The organism is Paenibacillus sp. FSL K6-4396 (assembly GCF_038002525.1).
Lineage (GTDB): Bacteria > Bacillota > Bacilli > Paenibacillales > Paenibacillaceae > Paenibacillus > Paenibacillus amylolyticus_B.
Genome location: NZ_JBBOCR010000001.1, coordinates 5,795,364 through 5,813,827 on the forward strand (window position 1 = coordinate 5,795,364; position 18,464 = coordinate 5,813,827).

The 18,464-nt window shown below is 50.8% G+C and carries 13 protein-coding genes; 4 read left to right on the plus strand and 9 right to left on the minus strand.

Features of this window, described 5'->3' with window-relative positions; translation table 11 throughout:
* Positions 1 to 149 precede the first annotated feature (149 nt).
* The 7 genes from MHB85_RS25395 to MHB85_RS25425 form a co-directional block, all read right to left on the minus strand.
* On the minus strand, positions 150 to 1,871 hold the full coding sequence (locus MHB85_RS25395; protein WP_341073895.1) for a glycosyltransferase family 2 protein: 1,722 nt from the start codon (positions 1,869 to 1,871) through the stop codon (positions 150 to 152).
* A gap of 66 nt (positions 1,872 to 1,937) precedes the next feature.
* Positions 1,938 to 2,543 carry a GT-D fold domain-containing protein gene (locus MHB85_RS25400; protein ID WP_341073896.1) on the minus strand — a complete coding sequence of 202 codons (606 nt, stop codon included), beginning with the start codon at positions 2,541 to 2,543 and terminating at the stop codon, positions 1,938 to 1,940.
* Positions 2,544 to 2,586: 43 nt separating this feature from the next.
* On the minus strand, positions 2,587 to 3,357 hold the full coding sequence (locus MHB85_RS25405) for a hypothetical protein (RefSeq protein WP_341073897.1): 771 nt from the start codon (positions 3,355 to 3,357) through the stop codon (positions 2,587 to 2,589).
* 128 nt (positions 3,358 to 3,485) lie between these two features.
* Entirely contained in the window at positions 3,486 to 4,217 is a 732-nt protein-coding gene (locus MHB85_RS25410) for a sugar phosphate nucleotidyltransferase (RefSeq protein ID WP_341073898.1), read from the minus strand.
* Positions 4,214 to 4,987 (minus strand): glycosyltransferase family 2 protein, encoded by a 774-nt coding sequence (locus tag MHB85_RS25415; protein WP_341073899.1) that lies wholly within the window; start codon positions 4,985 to 4,987, stop codon positions 4,214 to 4,216. The genes MHB85_RS25410 and MHB85_RS25415 overlap by 4 nt, the downstream gene beginning before the upstream one ends.
* Entirely contained in the window at positions 4,987 to 6,105 is a 1,119-nt protein-coding gene (locus MHB85_RS25420; RefSeq protein ID WP_341073900.1) for a glycosyltransferase family A protein, read from the minus strand. Before MHB85_RS25420 ends, MHB85_RS25415 begins: the two co-directional genes overlap by 1 nt.
* A gap of 41 nt (positions 6,106 to 6,146) precedes the next feature.
* Positions 6,147 to 7,103 carry a glycosyltransferase family 2 protein gene (locus tag MHB85_RS25425; RefSeq protein ID WP_341073901.1) on the minus strand — a complete coding sequence of 319 codons (957 nt, stop codon included), beginning with the start codon at positions 7,101 to 7,103 and terminating at the stop codon, positions 6,147 to 6,149.
* 451 nt (positions 7,104 to 7,554) lie between these two features.
* Here MHB85_RS25425 and MHB85_RS25430 point away from each other — a divergent pair, with 451 nt between their 5' ends.
* Together MHB85_RS25430 and MHB85_RS25435 are read left to right on the plus strand one after the other, a co-directional pair.
* Positions 7,555 to 7,827, plus strand: coding sequence for a hypothetical protein (locus MHB85_RS25430; RefSeq protein WP_146118070.1), 273 nt, complete (start codon positions 7,555 to 7,557; stop codon positions 7,825 to 7,827).
* A gap of 46 nt (positions 7,828 to 7,873) precedes the next feature.
* Entirely contained in the window at positions 7,874 to 9,439 is a 1,566-nt protein-coding gene (locus MHB85_RS25435) for a M4 family metallopeptidase (RefSeq protein WP_091020865.1), read from the plus strand.
* Positions 9,440 to 9,609: 170 nt separating this feature from the next.
* Here MHB85_RS25435 and MHB85_RS25440 read toward each other — a convergent pair whose 3' ends face one another.
* The gene (locus tag MHB85_RS25440) at positions 9,610 to 14,805 is read right to left on the minus strand and encodes a WIAG-tail domain (protein ID WP_341073902.1); all 5,196 of its coding nucleotides are present in this window, start codon (positions 14,803 to 14,805) and stop codon (positions 9,610 to 9,612) included.
* A gap of 514 nt (positions 14,806 to 15,319) precedes the next feature.
* On the opposite strand from MHB85_RS25440, the gene MHB85_RS25445 reads away from it, so the two are divergent.
* Complete coding sequence (locus tag MHB85_RS25445; RefSeq protein WP_341073904.1) at positions 15,320 to 16,450, plus strand: YheC/YheD family endospore coat-associated protein; 1,131 nt, start codon at positions 15,320 to 15,322, stop codon at positions 16,448 to 16,450.
* 85 nt (positions 16,451 to 16,535) lie between these two features.
* On the plus strand, positions 16,536 to 17,327 hold the full coding sequence (gene asd / locus MHB85_RS25450) for an archaetidylserine decarboxylase (RefSeq protein WP_047841263.1): 792 nt from the start codon (positions 16,536 to 16,538) through the stop codon (positions 17,325 to 17,327).
* Between the two features lie 347 nt (positions 17,328 to 17,674).
* Here asd and MHB85_RS25455 read toward each other — a convergent pair whose 3' ends face one another.
* On the minus strand, positions 17,675 to 18,460 hold the full coding sequence (locus MHB85_RS25455; RefSeq protein ID WP_091037805.1) for a helix-turn-helix domain-containing protein: 786 nt from the start codon (positions 18,458 to 18,460) through the stop codon (positions 17,675 to 17,677).
* Between the last annotated feature and the right edge of the window lie 4 nt (positions 18,461 to 18,464).

Sequence of the window (18,464 nt, forward strand, 5' to 3'; positions counted from 1 at the left end):
CAGTATAAATAATCTTTAGTTCAACTTATATAGCTACCAACTCATATGTAATATTCGGATGCGGAATGAATCAGAGCGATTACACAGGGTACCGCCACATTTTCCATTCCGCATCATGCTGCTGATTCGTATAACTAAATCGCCTGACATTACAGATCTGGGTTCAAGAGCTGAGGTGGGGCGATAATGGGCCAGCCTTCTTCCATCGAATTCAGTTGGTCCGCAGACACGCTGATAATATGCCCAGAATGTACACCCCAACGTTCTGCCGCATAGACCGAAACAAATCGTCTTCGCTTGTCTCCGCTGATCTGATATCGAATCTCGGGTGCATCCACTGCAGCAACAATACTTCCTTCTGCCCAGCTATTGTGAGAACCATGAACCGCTGTCGTATGCACCTGTTGTGATTCCCTCGGCCATCCATGCACGTCCCCCGCTGATATCAGTGCTTCTCCGGCAGGAATGGCGAGCAGATCCGGCTTGGCAACCTGAACAGGAGATATTCCACGCGGTACAGGGATATTCAGCTTACGCCGCCGACCGCCAGTTAAAGTATAGACATCTCCTTTGGCATCGGACAGGAACGAACCTTCCGGGTAGAAGTCATAACTGTGTCTGAACTGTAATGCTGGATCTTGGCTGCCCTGCGTTGAGATTCGCTGACGCGGATCCATTGGGGTTGTGTCACCATCCTCTTGTTGACCGGATGGGGTACCAGAGGTTTGTTGTCTAGCCAAGCGGGAGGTTTCGGCAACCAGCGCATGGGGATCTCCCCACTTTTGGCTATAAAACTGCTCGTTATCCTTATTCACTACAGCAAAGTCTTGCTCACCCAAGGCTTTCATACTGACACTTCCGAAGTGGTGGATAAAAGCATCCCCGGCTACCGCAAGCTGGTATCCTGCCAGCTTCACTCGGATGATCCAGTCATCATCTTCGAAATTGCCCACCGCGTACCCTTCGTCCAGATAACCTACCCGTTCCAGCAGTTCCCGTGAGAACAACCAGCAGAACCCGACCAGGCGATCGGTTATTCGATGTTTGTCTGCATCCGGACGATTATGTGTGGCGGCAAAAGACCACATCTCTTCTACCTCACGGTACGGAACCTCAATCTGCTGATCCCCGCCAATATAGTTGGTCACCGGACCCACCACACCAATCTTCGGATCACTGGCAAGACAAGTCATCATGTTATCCAGCCAGCCCGGAGTAACGAGCGTATCGTTGTTCAGTACAATGATATGTCGTCCTCTCGCCATCATCAGCCCATGATTGACACCTCCGGCAAACCCCCTGTTCTGATCCAGGGCAGCAACCCTCACCATACCGCCTTTGCGAAGCATGGCCTCAGCAGTACCATCCTTGGAGGCATTATCCACAACAATGATTTCGTAGGGGGCAGGGGTATGCTTTTCGATACTGGACACACATTGCAGCACATAGTCCCGCTGATTGTACGTGGGGATAATGATGCTAACTCCTTCAAAAACAAGACCAAACGAGCTCTGTCCCTGGCGGACACCTTCGTCATATCCTCTACGATAACCCTGTTTGTAAAGCCTGGCTCTGGCTGTGCGACTGCTTTTACCATTACGTCTGGATCTCCGCGTTGAGCGACGACCTGCTGCATGCAGGACGGCCTTGGCAGATCGCGAGGCATCGCGCTGTGTGGCAGGGCGGGCCGCTTTTTTTCCGCTGCTTATGCTGCCATTCCGGTTATTTTCACTGTGGCTGTTGTCACTACGAGTGCTGATATTTGGAATGATGTTCAGATGACTGTGACCCTTTCGACGGACGTTTCGAGCCTTAACCTTGTCGCTGCGGCTATGACGTTCTTCCCCGCGCTGTTGATCGGGTGTGCTCATGTTGCTCCCTCCATTTCCACTTGTCCGTGAGGCCAACACGCACATGTCCAGCCCCCGGACGGTCCACTAGAGTTGAAGCTCTCCTGTTACCAGTTTGTCAGCCAAATGTCCAAAATCCAGAGCAACCTTGCCGAGTTCATCTGCAATTCGCCGACACAGAATGACCGCCGGAATTCCCGCTGCCACCAACGCGATATCAAAAGCATGTTCTGCGGTTTGCTGCATCACCCTCTGAATATCCATAACTCCCGCCACAGAACCAATGATACCTGTGACATGAATTCCCCGGTTATGCAGCAATGCCGCAAGCTCTGGTGCCTGGCTGCCTATGAGCAGAACCCGCCGTCCTTGCAGCAAGGGCAACACCAGGCCGGACTGATGCAGACTGTAATTGATCGTGGAACTGGTCAATTTCAGCTGGGACCAGTCGATCCCGAAGTGGCGCAATACCGGAAATAACAGCCCCTGGAATGTCGGCGCCCGCGAGATCGGCACGCCAACCCAGTCGGCGGCCTGTATGGCTTCCGCAAGCATCGCGCGGATGTCTGGCGTTGAGCAGGGCACCCCCGCATAGGGCAGAAACGGTGCCAGCTCCTGCACTTCCTGGCCTGGCAGCACCGTATCGGCTGCCAGCGTGAGCAGTTCGCCATCTCCGAGGCGAACGACAGACAAGGGGCGCTGCGCATCCAGCGCCGCCGTGATGTGTCCAGCCATCTCATGGGGGCTGGACAGCCGGGCCAGGCTGGGCGCATATTGGCGGAATCCCGCCGCGATCAGATCTGCCGCAGCCACGGCTGGCAGAATGTGATCCGGCGGGATGTGCTGCGCCACCAGCGCCTCCCCGCCGGCGAATACGCCGTCGCGGTAGCCCTCGGCGTAGCCGCCGGGCACGGCCTCCGCCTGCACTGCGTGCTCCGCGAGCGGAGGCGGCAAACCCTTCGCGCTGCCCGCATTCGCGCCGGCAGCGCCTCCCCGCCCCGCGGGGGGCGACACCCTTCCGGTGTGTCGCCTGGCGCGGGGCGGGGCCAGCACCGCTGGCAGGCATCGCCCGTGGCGTGCTGGCTTGCGGTGCTGGCATGGGCGCACGGCGCATCGCCGTGCGCTGCTTGGCGCGGGCAGCGGCACGCCGGCCCCGCGCTGTTGCAGGCCTGCGCCCAGCAGTGGCCTGGCGCAGGCCGGCTTTGCCTTTGCGGGTGCGGCTGGCTCTTGCCGCTCTGCTCGCACTCGCAGAGCCAGCTTTGCCTGCTCTGCCAACAACACTGCCTGTGCTGCTCGCTTTCCTTGCAGCAGCTTTATGCGCTGCACCTGCAGATGTACCCGCTTTGGTCAGGGTACTGCGTTTCCCTGACTTCACACCTCTGACTCCAGCAGACCCTGTACCTGCTGCTGCCGGAGTGCCACTGCCCATAAATACGGCCGGGTGGATGCCCCGGGGCTTACCCGACACGGAGGCCCTAGCGGCCCCGGTGCGTGTCACTACTCTCACGCCATTCCCTCCTTTGGCATGCACGAGGATTGTCGCTGCGCAAAGCGCCGGAGCATCCTTCCAGCTCCGGCGCAGAGTGTTCTGCTCCCATGGGGCACCGCACAGCGGCAGCATCAGTCGCATATATTTTAGGGCAATTGTCCTTTCATGCGGACAGCTGCTTCCTGGAGCGATTCAAATGTACCTGCATCACTCCAGTATTTCTGCAAAATGTCGTATTCCAGTCCGCCAGCAGACGCGTAGTGATTATTCACATCCGTAATTTCAAGTTCTCCACGCGCAGACGGCGCAATGTTGCGAATCAGGTTAAATACATGATCGTCATACATGTATATGCCCGTCACACAATAAGAGGTTTTCGGCTGGCTTGGCTTCTCCTCAATGTACGAGATTCGCTCTGGATGCTTTGGATCAAAAACAGGCACCCCGTAACGTCGTGCATCATCCACCTCTTTGAGCAGAACTCGCGCTGTACCCGCAGGTTGCTGCATGTAACGGTCCACATAAGGCTTCAGATCATCGCTGAAGAGATTATCTCCGAGAAGCACAACGAATTTTTCGCAAGGAAGAATAAAAGTGGTCGCCAGATCCAATGCTTCCGCAATCCCGCCTGCCTTTTCCTGAATGCGATACGTCAACTTCACCCCATGATCCGCTCCGCCACCAAGATACTCTGTATATAACCCGGCGGAATGTTTGTTGATCACAATCAATAGTTCATCAATGCCTGCCTGGCGGAGTCTGTCGATGCCATACATAATCATCGGATGTTTACCGACTGGAAGCAGATGTTTGTTAATGAGCCGGGTCAGCGGATACAGTCTAGTTCCTGTTCCGCCGGCAAGAATTACACCTTTCATTCCACGTTCCCTCCTTCATCGGATATGTCCATATATTCAAGCGGATCGACATGCCATTTGTTCATAAAAATCGAACGATTACGCTCAAGCAGCTGTTTCCACGCTACCGGATCTGTCTTCTGGAAGCTGGCACTTCCCTGATGATGTACGAGAACATCTCCACATACCAGCAGGCGAAATCCCTGCAATCTTGCTCTATAACAATAATCGTCATCCTCATAGTGTCCCGGAGAATATGCCTCGTCAAGCAGTCCAACCGATTCCACGACATCTCGTTTCATCAGCATGCACAGACCGACGATCCGGCGTACTTCCCTCCATCTTGAAGAATCCGCAATATTATTGGAATTGGCCAACTCCTGAAAATGTTCCATATCCCGAAACTGCAGTTTAATCTGCTGGATGCCGCTTGCATAATTCGTAACAGGACCCGTGATTCCAATACTGGCGTCACTGTACAGAGCCGTTCGCAGGTTCTCCAGCCAACGGGGCGTGACCGTAACATCATTGTTCAACAGCAGCAGCTCATCCCCGCAAGCGGCACGAAGTCCAGCGTTACACGCGGCCGGAAACCCCCGATTGTCCGGGAACCTGACAAATCGAATTCGCTCCAGCGCACAATATTCAGCCGTTCCATCGGTCGAACCGTTATCTACCACGATAATTTCATATGACGCAGGATCGCCCGAGTATTGACGTATGGCATCAATGCAGGGCCTGATCAGATCCAGACCATTGTAAGTTGGGATAATCATACTCGTCAGTGTCATTAGGCGTTCCTCCTGTACGCCACTTCTACACGGGAGAGTGTATGTGCCTGGGCTGGATTCCAACCTGTACCCAGCAATGTAGCCAGTGCCTCCAGATGATCTCCGATGATCAATTTGGCGACATCATTCCCACTTCCCGTGTTACCAGGACGCAACCGATTGGAACGAATAACATCCACCTGACTTGGTGCCGAGACGTTCATTCCATGCTGAATAGCTAGACTTTGTGCTTTAGGCGGAACGGCCAGTGATGCTGGCTTCACGGTCTCAATCATACGACGAGATAATGCATGAGGCACGGCTGTCATGGAGTTGGAACCAAGATCTGCCCTGCCTAATGTTCGGTTCAGATATGCTTTGATCCGGCTTACCTCATCCTGCCCGGCAAACGCAGGAAGCAAAGACGTCAGATTATTCAACGCCACATCCTGTCCCCGATCAACCGCGAACAGAAAGGGTGCAAGCTGTTCAGCCGAGACGACCATATCTCCATCCACAAAAAGTACCGTCTCCGCATCCGTCATCTTGACTCCAAGTGCCCGGCCCACATCATGTCCTGCCCGATCCGGTTCATAGATTACTGTAAGTCCCGGCTGCCTTAGTACCTGCTTCAAACTGTCATCTGTCGTTCCATTCAGTACCACAATAATATCCGTCAGAGGCAACCGCTTTAGTTGCAATAACACCTGCCCCAGTGTGTGTTCCTCATTACAGGCACAGACAACGGCAGCAGCCGAATGACGAAGAGGTAGTGGCACGATCTGGAATGAATGTCCTGAGGCCTGAGCCTGAGCATAACCCTGCATAAATGCCTTACCTGCCTTCAGAGCTAGCTCGAAGTTGCTTAGCTCCGCAACGTTCGCCGCGTGTGCATTCCATACGAGACGTGCGTGTTTTTCTGATACTGTGTTGTTCGTCTTTGCCTCGCTTCCTGCAACTTGCCCCGCTTTCCACATCAAGTGCAGATCTACTTGGCCAGACTTTGATCGGCTTCTTCTTGTTTTTTTAATATCTACATGTTTTTTGTTCCTAAGACGCTTGTTCATTCCTGTTCTTCCTGCTGTCGTTTGTCTATTTGTTGACCGCCTGCGGCGGACAACCCCTGAACGTCCCTTCATTTCCTCACCTCCAGCATGCTGCATCATCCGATGCGACATGCTTACCTCGCCAGGTTGCGAACACGTTGCAGATCGGTATAACCTCCCCGGGGACCGAGCGTATCCGTAATCCACTTGATCGCTGCCATATGATCATTGAGTACCACTTGACTTAGCAGATCAGGTCCGCTTCGCTTTTTGATTCGTACTGCATTCATTCTACCCACAGGTACGTGATGAACAGCGCGTACCTGAAGTCCGCCGATCACTGCCTTCGCTTGTGCGAGTGGCGGAACTTCCAGCGAGGATACCCCCATGACCTCAAGTCCTGCTCGGCTTATTGCATGTGGAATAGCTGTCATGGATGCTCCCTGGAGATCGGATCTTGCGAGTATGCTGTTCAACATGTGTTTGGCCTCCACTACCGGATGAACGGGATGATGAGTGACTGGCCCATGGTAGTCGTTAAGCGCCACATCCGTTCCCTTCAGCACAGCCTTCACGTAAGGTGCAAGGTGCTCTGCGGGAATTGCGATATCTGCATCAGTAAATAACAATACCTGACCGCGCGCCTCCGCTGCGCCTACTTTTCGTCCTCCATCATGCCCCAGCGCTTCGGCATACGTGAGCACGCGTGCTCCAGCCCGTTTGGCTGCATTAGCCGTACCGTCTGTTGAACCATTCACAACGACAAGCACTTCAGCATCACGGCATATCCGTAGCGCTTCACGTACAACTGTACCAATCCTTTTCTCCTCATTCATGGCAGGGATAATGACCGAGAGCATCGGTCGCTGAGAAACATTCCTGTGTGAAGGAGCATCACTCATGCGATTTTCCGTTCCATTCTCTACTCCATCCTTGGCCTGTGACATCAGCTGTTTGGATGGAATAACGAACGTATAGGCCTTTGTACCCTTTTTTTGTCCAGACTTCCATCTTCGTTTCTTCAGCACTGTTTTTCTTCGTGTCACATTGGATCGGGTTGCATAACGTGCTTTGGTACGGTTTTTGCGCAACAGTTTCACCTCCCGCATTCGATCATCGGCATGCCAAGGGAGTACACGTTATTCTATGTATTCGTGGAGCAGTGGAAACGGCGTTTGTCCTTGCACGAAGCAGGTTCTCCCTGTGAACACGAGGGTACAGGCCTTGCTTTTAGACAAAATACGTCAAATTATGTGAAAAACGCTACCTCTCCCCTACTTCAGACACAATTTTAACAAAAATCTAAATTTGTATCTTTTCCAAAGTTTTACATTGTGATAATATACGTTCCAAGCAGTTTTATTTACAAAAATAACCTTGTAGTGAACATAAGTTCCCCTACATTTTTTAAATCAATTTATTGACCTTAGGTTGATTAGATGATGACCTCATTCACAGAACCTGTTAAGCAGATACATTTTACTCTTGAGAGGAGTGATGCCGTTCAGAACACACTGCCTTTGTCATTTACGCAAACCCGGATTGAACACCCCAGTTTTCCGTGAACGTATCTTCTACCTGCGCAATTGGACAACCCCCGGCTTTCTGAAAGAGGAACACAATAGACGATTAAACCTTCGGGCTGAACTGAATAAACGGTTATCCTTTTTGTTTGGTGTCGTGCTTAACACTTCCCGAGCTAAGGCCAAGCCGATTTTGTTCCAATCGTTTCTTGTCTTATTCCACGCTTCAGGTTCAGCCCCACGCTCCGCGCTGCCCAAGTTGCAGACGGAATTCCAACCGAGACTGGCATAAACATTTTCCAACCAAAAAAATAAGTTTAAGAATGGGAGAGTTTACTATGAAATTCGCCAAAGTTATGCCAACAATTCTTGGAGGAGCTCTTTTGCTCGCTTCCGTATCCTCTGCTGCTGCAGCTCCAGTGTCTGATCAATCCATTCCACTTCAGGCCCCTTATGCCTCTGAGGAGGGTATTCCATTGAACAGTGGAACAGATGACACCATCTTTAATTACCTTGGACAGCAGGAACAATTCCTGAATTCCGATGTGAAATCCCAGCTCAAAATTGTCAAAAGAAACACAGATACATCTGGCGTAAGACACTTCCGCCTGAAACAGTATATTAAAGGTATCCCGGTTTATGGTGCAGAACAGACGGTCCACCTGGACAAAACCGGAGCAGTGAGCTCCGCACTTGGCGATCTTCCACCGATTGAAGAGCAGGCCATTCCGAATGATGGTGTAGCCGAGATCAGCGGAGAAGACGCGATCCGTATTGCAACCGAAGAAGCAACCTCCCGGATTGGAGAGCTTGGCGCCGCGGAAATCACGCCTCAAGCTGAATTGAACATCTACCATCATGAAGAAGATGGTCAGACGTATCTGGTTTACATTACGGAAGTAAACGTACTGGAACCTGCCCCTCTACGGACCAAATATTTCATTAACGCAGTGGATGGCAGTATCGTATCCCAGTTTGACCTCATTAACTTTGCCACTGGAACAGGTACAGGTGTGCTTGGAGATACCAAAACCCTGACAACCACCCAATCCGGCAGCACCTTCCAACTGAAAGACACCACTCGCGGCAATGGCATCCAAACGTACACGGCAAACAATGGCTCCTCACTGCCTGGTAGCTTGCTCACAGATTCGGATAATGTATGGACTGATCGTGCAGGTGTAGATGCTCACGCTCATGCGGCTGCTACGTATGATTTCTACAAAAACAAATTCAACCGTAACGGTATTAATGGTAACGGATTGTTGATCAGATCAACCGTTCACTACGGCTCCAACTACAATAACGCCTTCTGGAACGGGGCACAGATTGTCTTTGGTGACGGAGACGGAACGACGTTCCGATCCCTGTCTGGTGACCTCGATGTTGTGGGTCATGAATTGACGCATGGTGTCATTGAGTACACAGCCAATCTGGAATATCGTAATGAACCAGGTGCACTCAACGAAGCCTTTGCCGATATTTTTGGTAATACGATCCAAAGCAAAAACTGGCTGCTCGGGGATGATATCTACACACCTAACATTCCAGGAGATGCGCTGCGCTCCCTCTCCAACCCCACATTGTATGGTCAACCTGACAAATACAGCGATCGCTACACAGGCACACAGGACAACGGCGGTGTCCATACCAACAGTGGTATCATCAACAAAGCTTACTACCTTGCTGCTCAAGGCGGAACACATAATGGTGTGACTGTCACCGGAATCGGCCGGGATAAAGCGATCCAGATTTTCTACAGCACACTGGTGAACTACCTGACACCAACGTCCAAATTTGCCGCTGCCAAAACAGCTACCATTCAAGCAGCCAAAGATCTGTACGGAGCAACTTCCGCTGAAGCTACTGCTATTACCAAAGCGTATCAAGCTGTAGGCCTGTAAAATCTAATTTTAATGTGGTTGAACTTATAATGTACTCATCATAATGGTAACAAAACGTTCAGACACCCCTCACCGTCCGAACGGATTAAGCTTAGATCAACCAAAAGCGGTGTCCCGGACAACTCTGGACACCGCTTTTATCATTTATTTATTACGGATTCAATCCTGCACTATCCTTGCGAAGGTCCCGCAGCAATCCATGATAACAACCCGTACGTATGCTTGCAATCTGCTGTACGTGACACTTCAAGTACCGCTTCATCCTCACTCTGCGAGAGCAAGGAAATCTGGAATCCCCGATCATTGCTCATGCCCACAATCACATAATGTTCTGAAGCAAATGATTCTTCAAAAACAACGGTTACCTCTGTGCATACTTCACTCTCCGGCAGTACAAAAGCTTCCATCCCGAATTGTTGTACAACTGGTTGTTTGCTTACGCTGCGAACGGGCTGGAAGGCCAGATGTTTGGCTTGAACTGTCCCTGATTGCAACTGGCTGCTGCCCACGGCATCATCACAGAGATGCTCCTGTTTAATCGATTGTTCACTTAACATAAACTCCGTAGTTCCAGCGAACTCCTGTGACTGTTCAAGCTGTGGTTGCTGAGCCTGTTCTGCCGGCTCTGTCGTGAACAAAGCTGCCGGTAGTTCGCCAAGCTGATCTGTTTGGGATACCAGCTCTTGTTGTTGCTCCAGACCAGTACTCGGTAATGCCTCGACGATTACCTGCTGTGATTGCTGTACACCTTCATTTTCTGGTTGAAGCAATCCCTCTTGTCTTTTGATCGCTGCCAGTTGCTCCAACGTTTCTCCACTGAACTGACGAATCGCATTCCATATCTCTTCGCTCAAATGTGCTGGACCTACAATCCCCGCATTCAAGTGATTAGAGGTAATACTCTGCTCACTAAGTTTGCTGCCGTTCACGCTGCCATCGGCCAATTTGGCACTGGTGACGGACCCATTTTGCAGATGAACCCCGCTTACTGATTCCTCTTCCAGATGAGTTGTGCGAATACTGCGTTCTTGAATATGATCAGCAAGAATGGTTCCCTCCTGAATATGACGAGTTTGCACACTTTTGTCTGCTATGTGGATAGCCGATACCGCACCTTCAAGCAATTTATTACCATTTACACTGCCGTCAGCCATTTTGGCACTTGTTATGGAACCATTGTGCAGGTGAATCGAACTTACCGATTCCGCTTTGAGGTGGGAGATCCCAATGCTTCGCTCTTGAATATGGTCAGCATGTATGGCTCTCTCTTGGATATGACGGGATTGCACACTTCCATTGGCAATATGGACATCCAACACCGCATCGTCAAGCAGTTTGTCGCTGCTCACACTGCCATCCGCCAGTTTGGCACTCGTTACGGATTCACTTTGCAGATGAACCGCACTTATTGCTTCCTCCTCCAGATGGGACGTACCAATGCTATGCTCCTGAATATGATCAGCAAGGATCGCTCCTGACTGGATATGGCGAGTTTGCACACTTTCCGACGCGATATGGCTCCCCAATACAGTATCTTCGAGCAATTTGCTGCCGCTAATGCTACTGTCAGCCAATTTGGCACTTGTTACGGACCCATTTTGCAGATGAACCGCACTTACCGCTTCCTCTTCCAGATGGGCTGTGCCTATGCTTCGCTCCTGAATATGACCAGCATGAATAGCTCCTGCCTGAATATGCCCGGATTGCACACTTTCCGATGCGATATGAACCCCGGATACCGTACCTTCGAGTAACTTGCTGCCAGTTATACTGCCATCCGCCAGTTTGGCACTCGTTACAGCTCCATTTTGCAAATGAATGGCACTTACAGACTCCTCTTCCAAATGTGCTGTGCCGATGCTCCGCTCTTGAATATGATCAGCATGAATGGCTCCTGCTTGAATCTTACTGGATTGCACACTATCGTCTGCAATGTGGATATCTGATACTGCTCCTTCAAGCAACTTGCTGCCGGTTACACTGCCGTCGGCCAACTTGGTACTTGTTACAGACCCATTTTGCAGATGGATGGCACTTACTGCTTCCTGTTCCAAGTGAAGCATGCCGATGCTGTGTTCCTGAATATGGTCAGCAAGGATTACTCCTGACTGGATATGGCGGGATTGCACACTTTCAGAAGCGATATGGATTCCCGACACCGCATCTTCGATCAACTTGCTGCCGGTTACACTGCCGTCAGCCAGTTTGGCACTGATGACAGACCCATTTTGCAGGTGAATCGCACTTACGGCTTCCTCCTCCAGATGGGTTGTGCCGATGCTCCGCTCCTGAATATGGTCAGCATGAATGGCCCCAGCCTGGATATGCCCGGGTTGCACACTTTCTGACGCAATATGAATCCCCGATACGGTTCCTTCAAGCAATTTGCTGCCGTTTATACTGCCATCCGCCAGTTTGGCACTTGTTACAGATCCATTTTGCAAATGAACTGCACTTACAGACTCCTCATCCAGATGAACTGCGCCAATACTGCACTCTTGAATATGATCAGCAAGGATTGCGCCTTCTTGGATATGACGGGTTTGCACACTTTCATTGGCAAGGTGAGTAGCCGATACGGTTCCTGCAGCTAATTTGCTGCCATCCACACTACCCGTTGCTAGTTTGGAGCGTGTTACAGATTCATCCTGCAAAATAATCGTACTTACCGCTTCTTCTTCCAGATGAGATGTTCCGATGCTGCGTTCATGGATATGATGAGGAAGAATTTCACCATCTTGAATATGACGGGAATGCACAGCTCCTTGCTGCAGGTGAACAGCACTTGTCGACTCTGCCTGAAGATGCAAACCACTGATCAAACCTGGCTGAAGGTGAGCCGCTGTAATGGATAAAGGTGCCAGATGGTCTGTTTCGACAGATCCGGGTGCCAAGTGATGCGATGTGACCACCTGTTCAGCAATATGCTCCTCATGAATGATGTCTGCCTTCAGATGCTGTGAGCTCACTACTTGAGTCCCCAAATGGTCAGATTTCACGCTGCCTTCAGCCAGATGGACGGATTGTACAACGGATGGCTGCAAGTGCTCGCTACCTACAGCAGCCTGTTGCAGTTCTGTCCCGGATACCGAGTCTGCTGTCAAATGGTCCGCACTTATGGAGCCATGCCGAAGTTTGTTACCGGTAATACTGCCATCAGCAAATAATTCCGGTGAGCGTATTTCTTCCGACAAATGTTCCAGTGAAACGGAATGCTGCTTCAGGTGATACCCACGAATGGTTCCTGCTGGAATATGTTTGGCGTTAATGCTCTCTGCCATAATCTTGGAAGAAGTCACGCTGCCGTCTGCCAGTTTAGCTGACGTGACAGCAAAATCCGCCAGTTTATCTGTTGCAACACTCTCTGGCGAGAGCTTGGGGGAGGTAACCGCATGATCTGTTAGATGAGGCGGAAAAATGGACCCGCCCGCCAGCTGGGCTGAAGTTACACTATCAAGAGCCAATTTGTCAGTTGTGACCGCCGCCCGTGCAATCGCATCCGTTTCAACACTGCCCGGCTGGAGATGAGGTACACCTACCGCATGTTCTGTCAGGTGTTCCGATTTCACTGCATAAGGTCTCAGCGCCTCGGAACCCACGCTGCCTGGAGCCAGATGTGTACCCGTGACTCCACCACTCGCAAGATGCGAGGATATAACACTTCCGGGGGCAAGCGCTCTGCTACTTACCGATGCCGTTCCAAGCTTTTCTGTTGTCACACTTCCATCCGCGAGTTTAACGTCTGTAACGGCCGCATCCTGTAATTCATACGTACCCACGGCCGACTCTGCAAGATGCCGCTCACACACCACATCGTCTGCAAGAGCGTCTCCGGACACACTTCCGGCAGATAGATGAGTTGCCTCGATGCTTCCACTTGCAATGTGAATGGAGTGAATTGCGGAATTGTCCACATGTACCGGTGTGATTCCCCGATTCGCAATGTGCTCCGCACGAATGGACCCTTTGGCAAGATGTTTACCCTGTACGGCTTCATCCGCAATTTTGGAAGAAATGACGCTCTGATCAGAAATCTTGGATGCCGTAATGGATTGCTCCAGCAATTTTGCTGTTCCCACAGACTGGTCTGCCAGTTTGCTGCTGGTTACTGCACCTTCCATCAAATGCTCACTGCCCACTTCTCCATTGCCTATCTGCTCCTTGCCAACGGAATGAGCGCGAATCTGATTTGATCCGATTGAACCGTCCAGGAGATGTCTTCCACTTAGTGAACCCTCAGCTAAATGTCTTGTTTGTATGGATCCATCCTCTATCTGGTCACTTCCAATACTGCCACTTAATAGTTGTGAACGACCGATAGACCCTTCAGCCAGATGTGTCTGTTTAACAGCACCTGCCTGAATATGGTGAGACTCGATGGATAGCTCTTCGATTTTGCTGCCTGTGACAGCGGCTTCCCGAATTTTGGATGTAGTCACTGCATCGTCAGCCAGTTTGGAGGTATTCACAGCTCCACCCGTGAGATGTCTTGTATCCACCCCGCTAATCGCAATCTTGTCTCCAGTTACGGCATGATTCTTGATTAATTCTTCCGTTACCAGCATGCGGCTGAGATGTCTTGTGCCGATGGAGCCGTCGGCAATTTTGGCCGAATCGATGACCTGGTTGCCAAGCTTCTGAGAAGTAATACTGCCATCTCTGATTTTCTCACCGGCAATAGAAGCATTTCGTATTTTATGACCAGACACAGAGCCGTCAATCAGGTGCTCCTCAGATACAGAGGCTTCCGCAAGTTTCGCCGAAACAATGGCCCCGTCAGCAATGTGAATGCTGGTCACCGCATAATCCTGCAATGCTTCACTGCCAACCGCATCCGGTTTCAGCTTGGAGGCATCCACAGAGAAAGGAGCCAACTTGCTCTCCGTAACAGCAAATTCACTCAAGTCGTCCGTGTAGATGTAGTGTCCGGTATGACCCGGCATCTGGTTTTGGTTCAGGATCTGCAGCCGGTCCTTGCTTGTTATCTCCTGTTTGTTGATGTCCTGCTCTTCTTCCAGAGCAAGCGGAGCCAAGCTGCTAACCTGAATCTGCTTTTCCGAGCTATCTTGTGTCTCAACTTCCTTGCTATCAGACTCTACGGGTTCCGTCTTGATTTTTGCTTCGATCTCTAGCTCTTCCAGCTCGTTTGTTGAAGAAGGTAACTCCGTTGATTCAAATAGGAATTCTTCCGACTCCTGAACAGCCCTCGAATCCCTTTTATTCGTATTCAAGCGTTCTTCCCTATTCACAGTGAAACCTGAGTTCATCTTGTCTGCCCGGCGATCAGTCAGTTCCAATTCCTTGAATTTCGGGCTCACATGCCGCAGTTTCGGCGTTGGAACCTTCTTTTTGCCATTTTTACTCATGCAGCTTGCTCCTTCCTCTAACGTTCGTCTCCGGCATCATATGCTTCCATATGGGCATCTGCCACTTCATTTATGACTTTTGCGGATTCCAAAGCACGAATGTACAGGCGTCAAGACAGGAAGGTTCGATGATCTTCGTGGAAATAGGCGTGTCAGGGCAGCAGAGGAAAGGCGGCTGTCCACGCCCCCGTCCCAGTCATGTCATAGGATATTATGTTTAGGTCGTGTCTGAAAACTCGCTGAAGTGCATCTTTCAACGTCTTTTCGCCCCCTGCTGTGTCATTTTCCCTTGACGTGCCCCGGCACGCCTGCGGAAAACTTCCTTGCCTGGAACAAAGACTTGGCAAACCTGCTTCCTTCGGAGTTTTAGACACGCCCTGAGCAAGCACTAGTGCTTGGCGATGCATCTTACACACCGGTCTGCGTTATCGCGATGTCTGAGCCATGCGGTGACAGGCCGGCATTCCATGAATGGACGATCCATGGTCGCGATAACATCGAAGGAGGAACGGTCATGCTCCAAGAAACGATCGGCATTATGTTCGATTCACGCATGTACCGGGGGATACCGGCCGGAAGGACCGGTCAGGAATCACTCGCGAATTATGAACAGGCAGCGGCCAGTTATGGATTAACTCCCTGCTTTTTGAGGCTGGAAGATATCGATTCGGATCAAAAAACATGTCTTGCCTATGTAAAAAAAGAAGGCAGATATGTTCGCGAGCGCATGCCACTGCCCTCCGTCATTCATAACCGCTCACTCCAGCTTCGCCGGACGGAACAGCATCAGATTACCAAGCTGATGTTGCAGGGTATCCAGGTATTCAACGTTCGCAACCGGTACCGTAAAGATCACATTCATGACATGCTTCATCAGGACCTCGCCTTGCGAGAACACCTGCCCCATGCAGTTAAAGCTACGTCAGAGTCTCTGGCCTATATGATGGAACAATATGATGACCTCGTCATCAAACCATGCAGCGGCAGCATCGGTCATGGTATTATGCGAGTCTTTGAGCGAGATGGACAGTGGAAACTAACCTGTGAGACGAAGGCTGCACGCAAAGGGTGGGCTACCTTCCGGTTGAGCAAAGGACAGCTTCCTTCCGCCACCCTAAGGCGGATCTTTCGCCATGCCTACCTCATTGAAGAGCGTATCCCACTGGTACGTTATGAGGGCAGGCCGGTAGATTTGCGGGTATCTGTACAACGTGGCAGCGACGGTCTTTGGGGAATAACAGGCATGTTTGCCAAAGCGGCTCCTGCCCATACATTTGTCAGCAATATCGCCCAGGGCGGTAAAGTCATGAAGCTCGCAGAGGCCCTTGAATTAGGAGAATCTGGCTTCGACCTGGCTCGACTGGAATACAGAATCGGACTCGTTGCACTTCGAATTGCCCAGAACCTGGCGGCCAGTCTGCCACATCTGGCTGATCTGGGCCTTGATCTCGGGATAACGCGCAGCGGCCAGATCTATTTTATTGAATGCAATGGACGGGATCAGCGTTACGGTTTTCGCAAGGCGGGAATGTCGGAACACTGGAAGGCAACGTACAGCAAACCGATGGCTTATGGACGTCTGCTGCTGGAACAGAATTCGAGAATTCCGAGACAACCGCAGACATACGATAGGAGACTATATTGATTTCGTGTGCATTCTGTGTCAATATTATGCAGAACGGCCGGTCTTGCCGGCCTTGAAGTTCGCATTAACCCTAAGGGGGATATTCATGGCAAAAACGCTGTTGCGATTAATGACCGAGCTTTCTTCGCGCAAATGGATCTCCCGGACTGTGGGAGCCTTTTCCAAAAGCCGGGGAAGTAAGGCATTTATCCCTTATTTTGTCCGGACCTACGACATCCCTGTTCAGGAGGCCGAGAAAGACTGGAAGGAATACCGTTCACTGAACGATTTCTTTACCCGCAAATTAAAGCCGGGCATGCGCCCGTTGGAACTTTCAGAGCATGCACTGATCAGCCCGGTAGATGCCAAGATTACGGCAGCCGGTCCAATATCTGCAGGGACACTCCTGAATGTTAAGGGACAAAATTATACACTTGCTGAATTATTAAACCATTCTCCCCATCTGGAGAAGTACAAGCACGGGTACGGGTTCGTCCTCTATCTCAGCCCTCGCGACTATCACCGCATTCATGCACCTGTCAGCGGCCGCAAAATAGAGAGCGAACACATCAAGGGCAAAGTTTATCCCGTGAATGACTTTGGCCTGACCCATATGAGATCCGTGCTTAGTCGAAATGAACGACTCATTACGTATATCGCACACGATTACGGTGAAGTGGCGGTTGTCAAAGTAGGTGCGATGAACGTGAGTAGCATACAGTATGCTGATACGGACACAAGTACCTGGGCACAGGGCGATGATCTGGCCTATTTTGAATTCGGTTCCACCGTTGTTCTGCTGACGCAGAGCGGCACATTCGAACCAAACCCGGGCTTACAGCCAGGCGATTCGGTCAAAATGGGCGCATTGCTTGGTCGTTTGAAACCGAAGAACTAATGAGTCCATACGCAAATAAAGAGGATGGCGCAGCACCTGTAACCAGGTATTGCGCCATCCTCTTTATGCATTCATATTCATCCATGTATACATGCAATACGAAGCTTCGCTCCGTCGTTATTGGTCTGCTGAGTTCTCCTCAAAACCACACATCTTGCAAGTCCTCTGCCGGTTTGAAGCGACGCAGACGGTTCCGGAAAATATTGCATCCCTTCGTAGAGCATCCCCGGTTGCGGACCCGACGTTTTCCGTTCATCACAAGTTCCCCCTTTTGGTCATCTGGAATGCTAGATAATTACCCTTGCGTTCCAGACTTGAAACGGTTTCCTGTTTTTCTCATCAGAATTTTAACGAATCTCGGACGGGCTTTTGCCGGTATATTGCTTGAACTGACGACTGAAGAAGAAAATATCCCGGTAACCCAGAGCATCCGCCACTTCGGTCACATTCATGCCGGTATGCACCAGCAGATGTTCCGCCCGTTCAATACGCATGCGGATAATATAAGATTGCACCGATGATCCCACCAGTTCCTTGAACTTGATCGAGAAGTATCGGGGTGATAAGCCAGCCCGCGCAGCCAGATCTTCCACCCGATGCGTAATCCCCGGATGCTGACGCACATAATTGGCGACCTCCTGGATGACATCAGACAACTGATTGCTTACCTTTTTCTCCACAGGTTCTTCCGTATCGGCGCGCAGCAAATGAATCATCAATTGCTTCAGAATCAATCGGCTCTCTTCATCACGTCCGTACACATCCGATAAGAACAGTCTTACATAACGTGCCAGCAAATGCTCAAACTCCACCGTTTCCTGTACCTCGCGATAGGACTGGGGAACATCATCAACAGGCACGTCCACATCAAAGTGAATATACGTAAGTACCAACGGTTTTTGCTTATTATGTGTTGCAGTAGGATGATCTCCTGGCCTGAACAGAAAACAACTACCCTTGCCAACTTCATACGACTGGTCATTCAGTACAAGCGTTCCTTCACCACTCCATACATAAAATAAATCATAGTTTTGCATCGGTTTTTCCCGTTTCTGCCACTTCCAGCCCGGTTCACAGACAATTTTGGCGACAGCGGGCAAAATAACAAATGATGACGGCGATGCCTGCAGCATGTCG

What these genes read in the sequence shown, in the direction of transcription:
- MHB85_RS25455 (WP_091037805.1), bottom strand. Translation starts at nt 18,460, where the DNA reads ATGCTGCAGGCATCGCCGTCATCATTTGTTATTTTGCCCGCTGTCGCC.
- MHB85_RS25420 (WP_341073900.1), bottom strand. Translation starts at nt 6,105, where the DNA reads ATGAAGGGACGTTCAGGGGTTGTCCGCCGCAGGCGGTCAACAAATAGA.
- MHB85_RS25395 (WP_341073895.1), bottom strand. Translation starts at nt 1,871, where the DNA reads ATGAGCACACCCGATCAACAGCGCGGGGAAGAACGTCATAGCCGCAGC.
- MHB85_RS25410 (WP_341073898.1), bottom strand. Translation starts at nt 4,217, where the DNA reads ATGAAAGGTGTAATTCTTGCCGGCGGAACAGGAACTAGACTGTATCCG.
- MHB85_RS25415 (WP_341073899.1), bottom strand. Translation starts at nt 4,987, where the DNA reads ATGACACTGACGAGTATGATTATCCCAACTTACAATGGTCTGGATCTG.
- MHB85_RS25440 (WP_341073902.1), bottom strand. Translation starts at nt 14,805, where the DNA reads ATGAGTAAAAATGGCAAAAAGAAGGTTCCAACGCCGAAACTGCGGCAT.
- MHB85_RS25435 (WP_091020865.1), top strand. Translation starts at nt 7,874, where the DNA reads ATGAAATTCGCCAAAGTTATGCCAACAATTCTTGGAGGAGCTCTTTTG.
- MHB85_RS25445 (WP_341073904.1), top strand. Translation starts at nt 15,320, where the DNA reads ATGCTCCAAGAAACGATCGGCATTATGTTCGATTCACGCATGTACCGG.
- asd (WP_047841263.1), top strand. Translation starts at nt 16,536, where the DNA reads ATGGCAAAAACGCTGTTGCGATTAATGACCGAGCTTTCTTCGCGCAAA.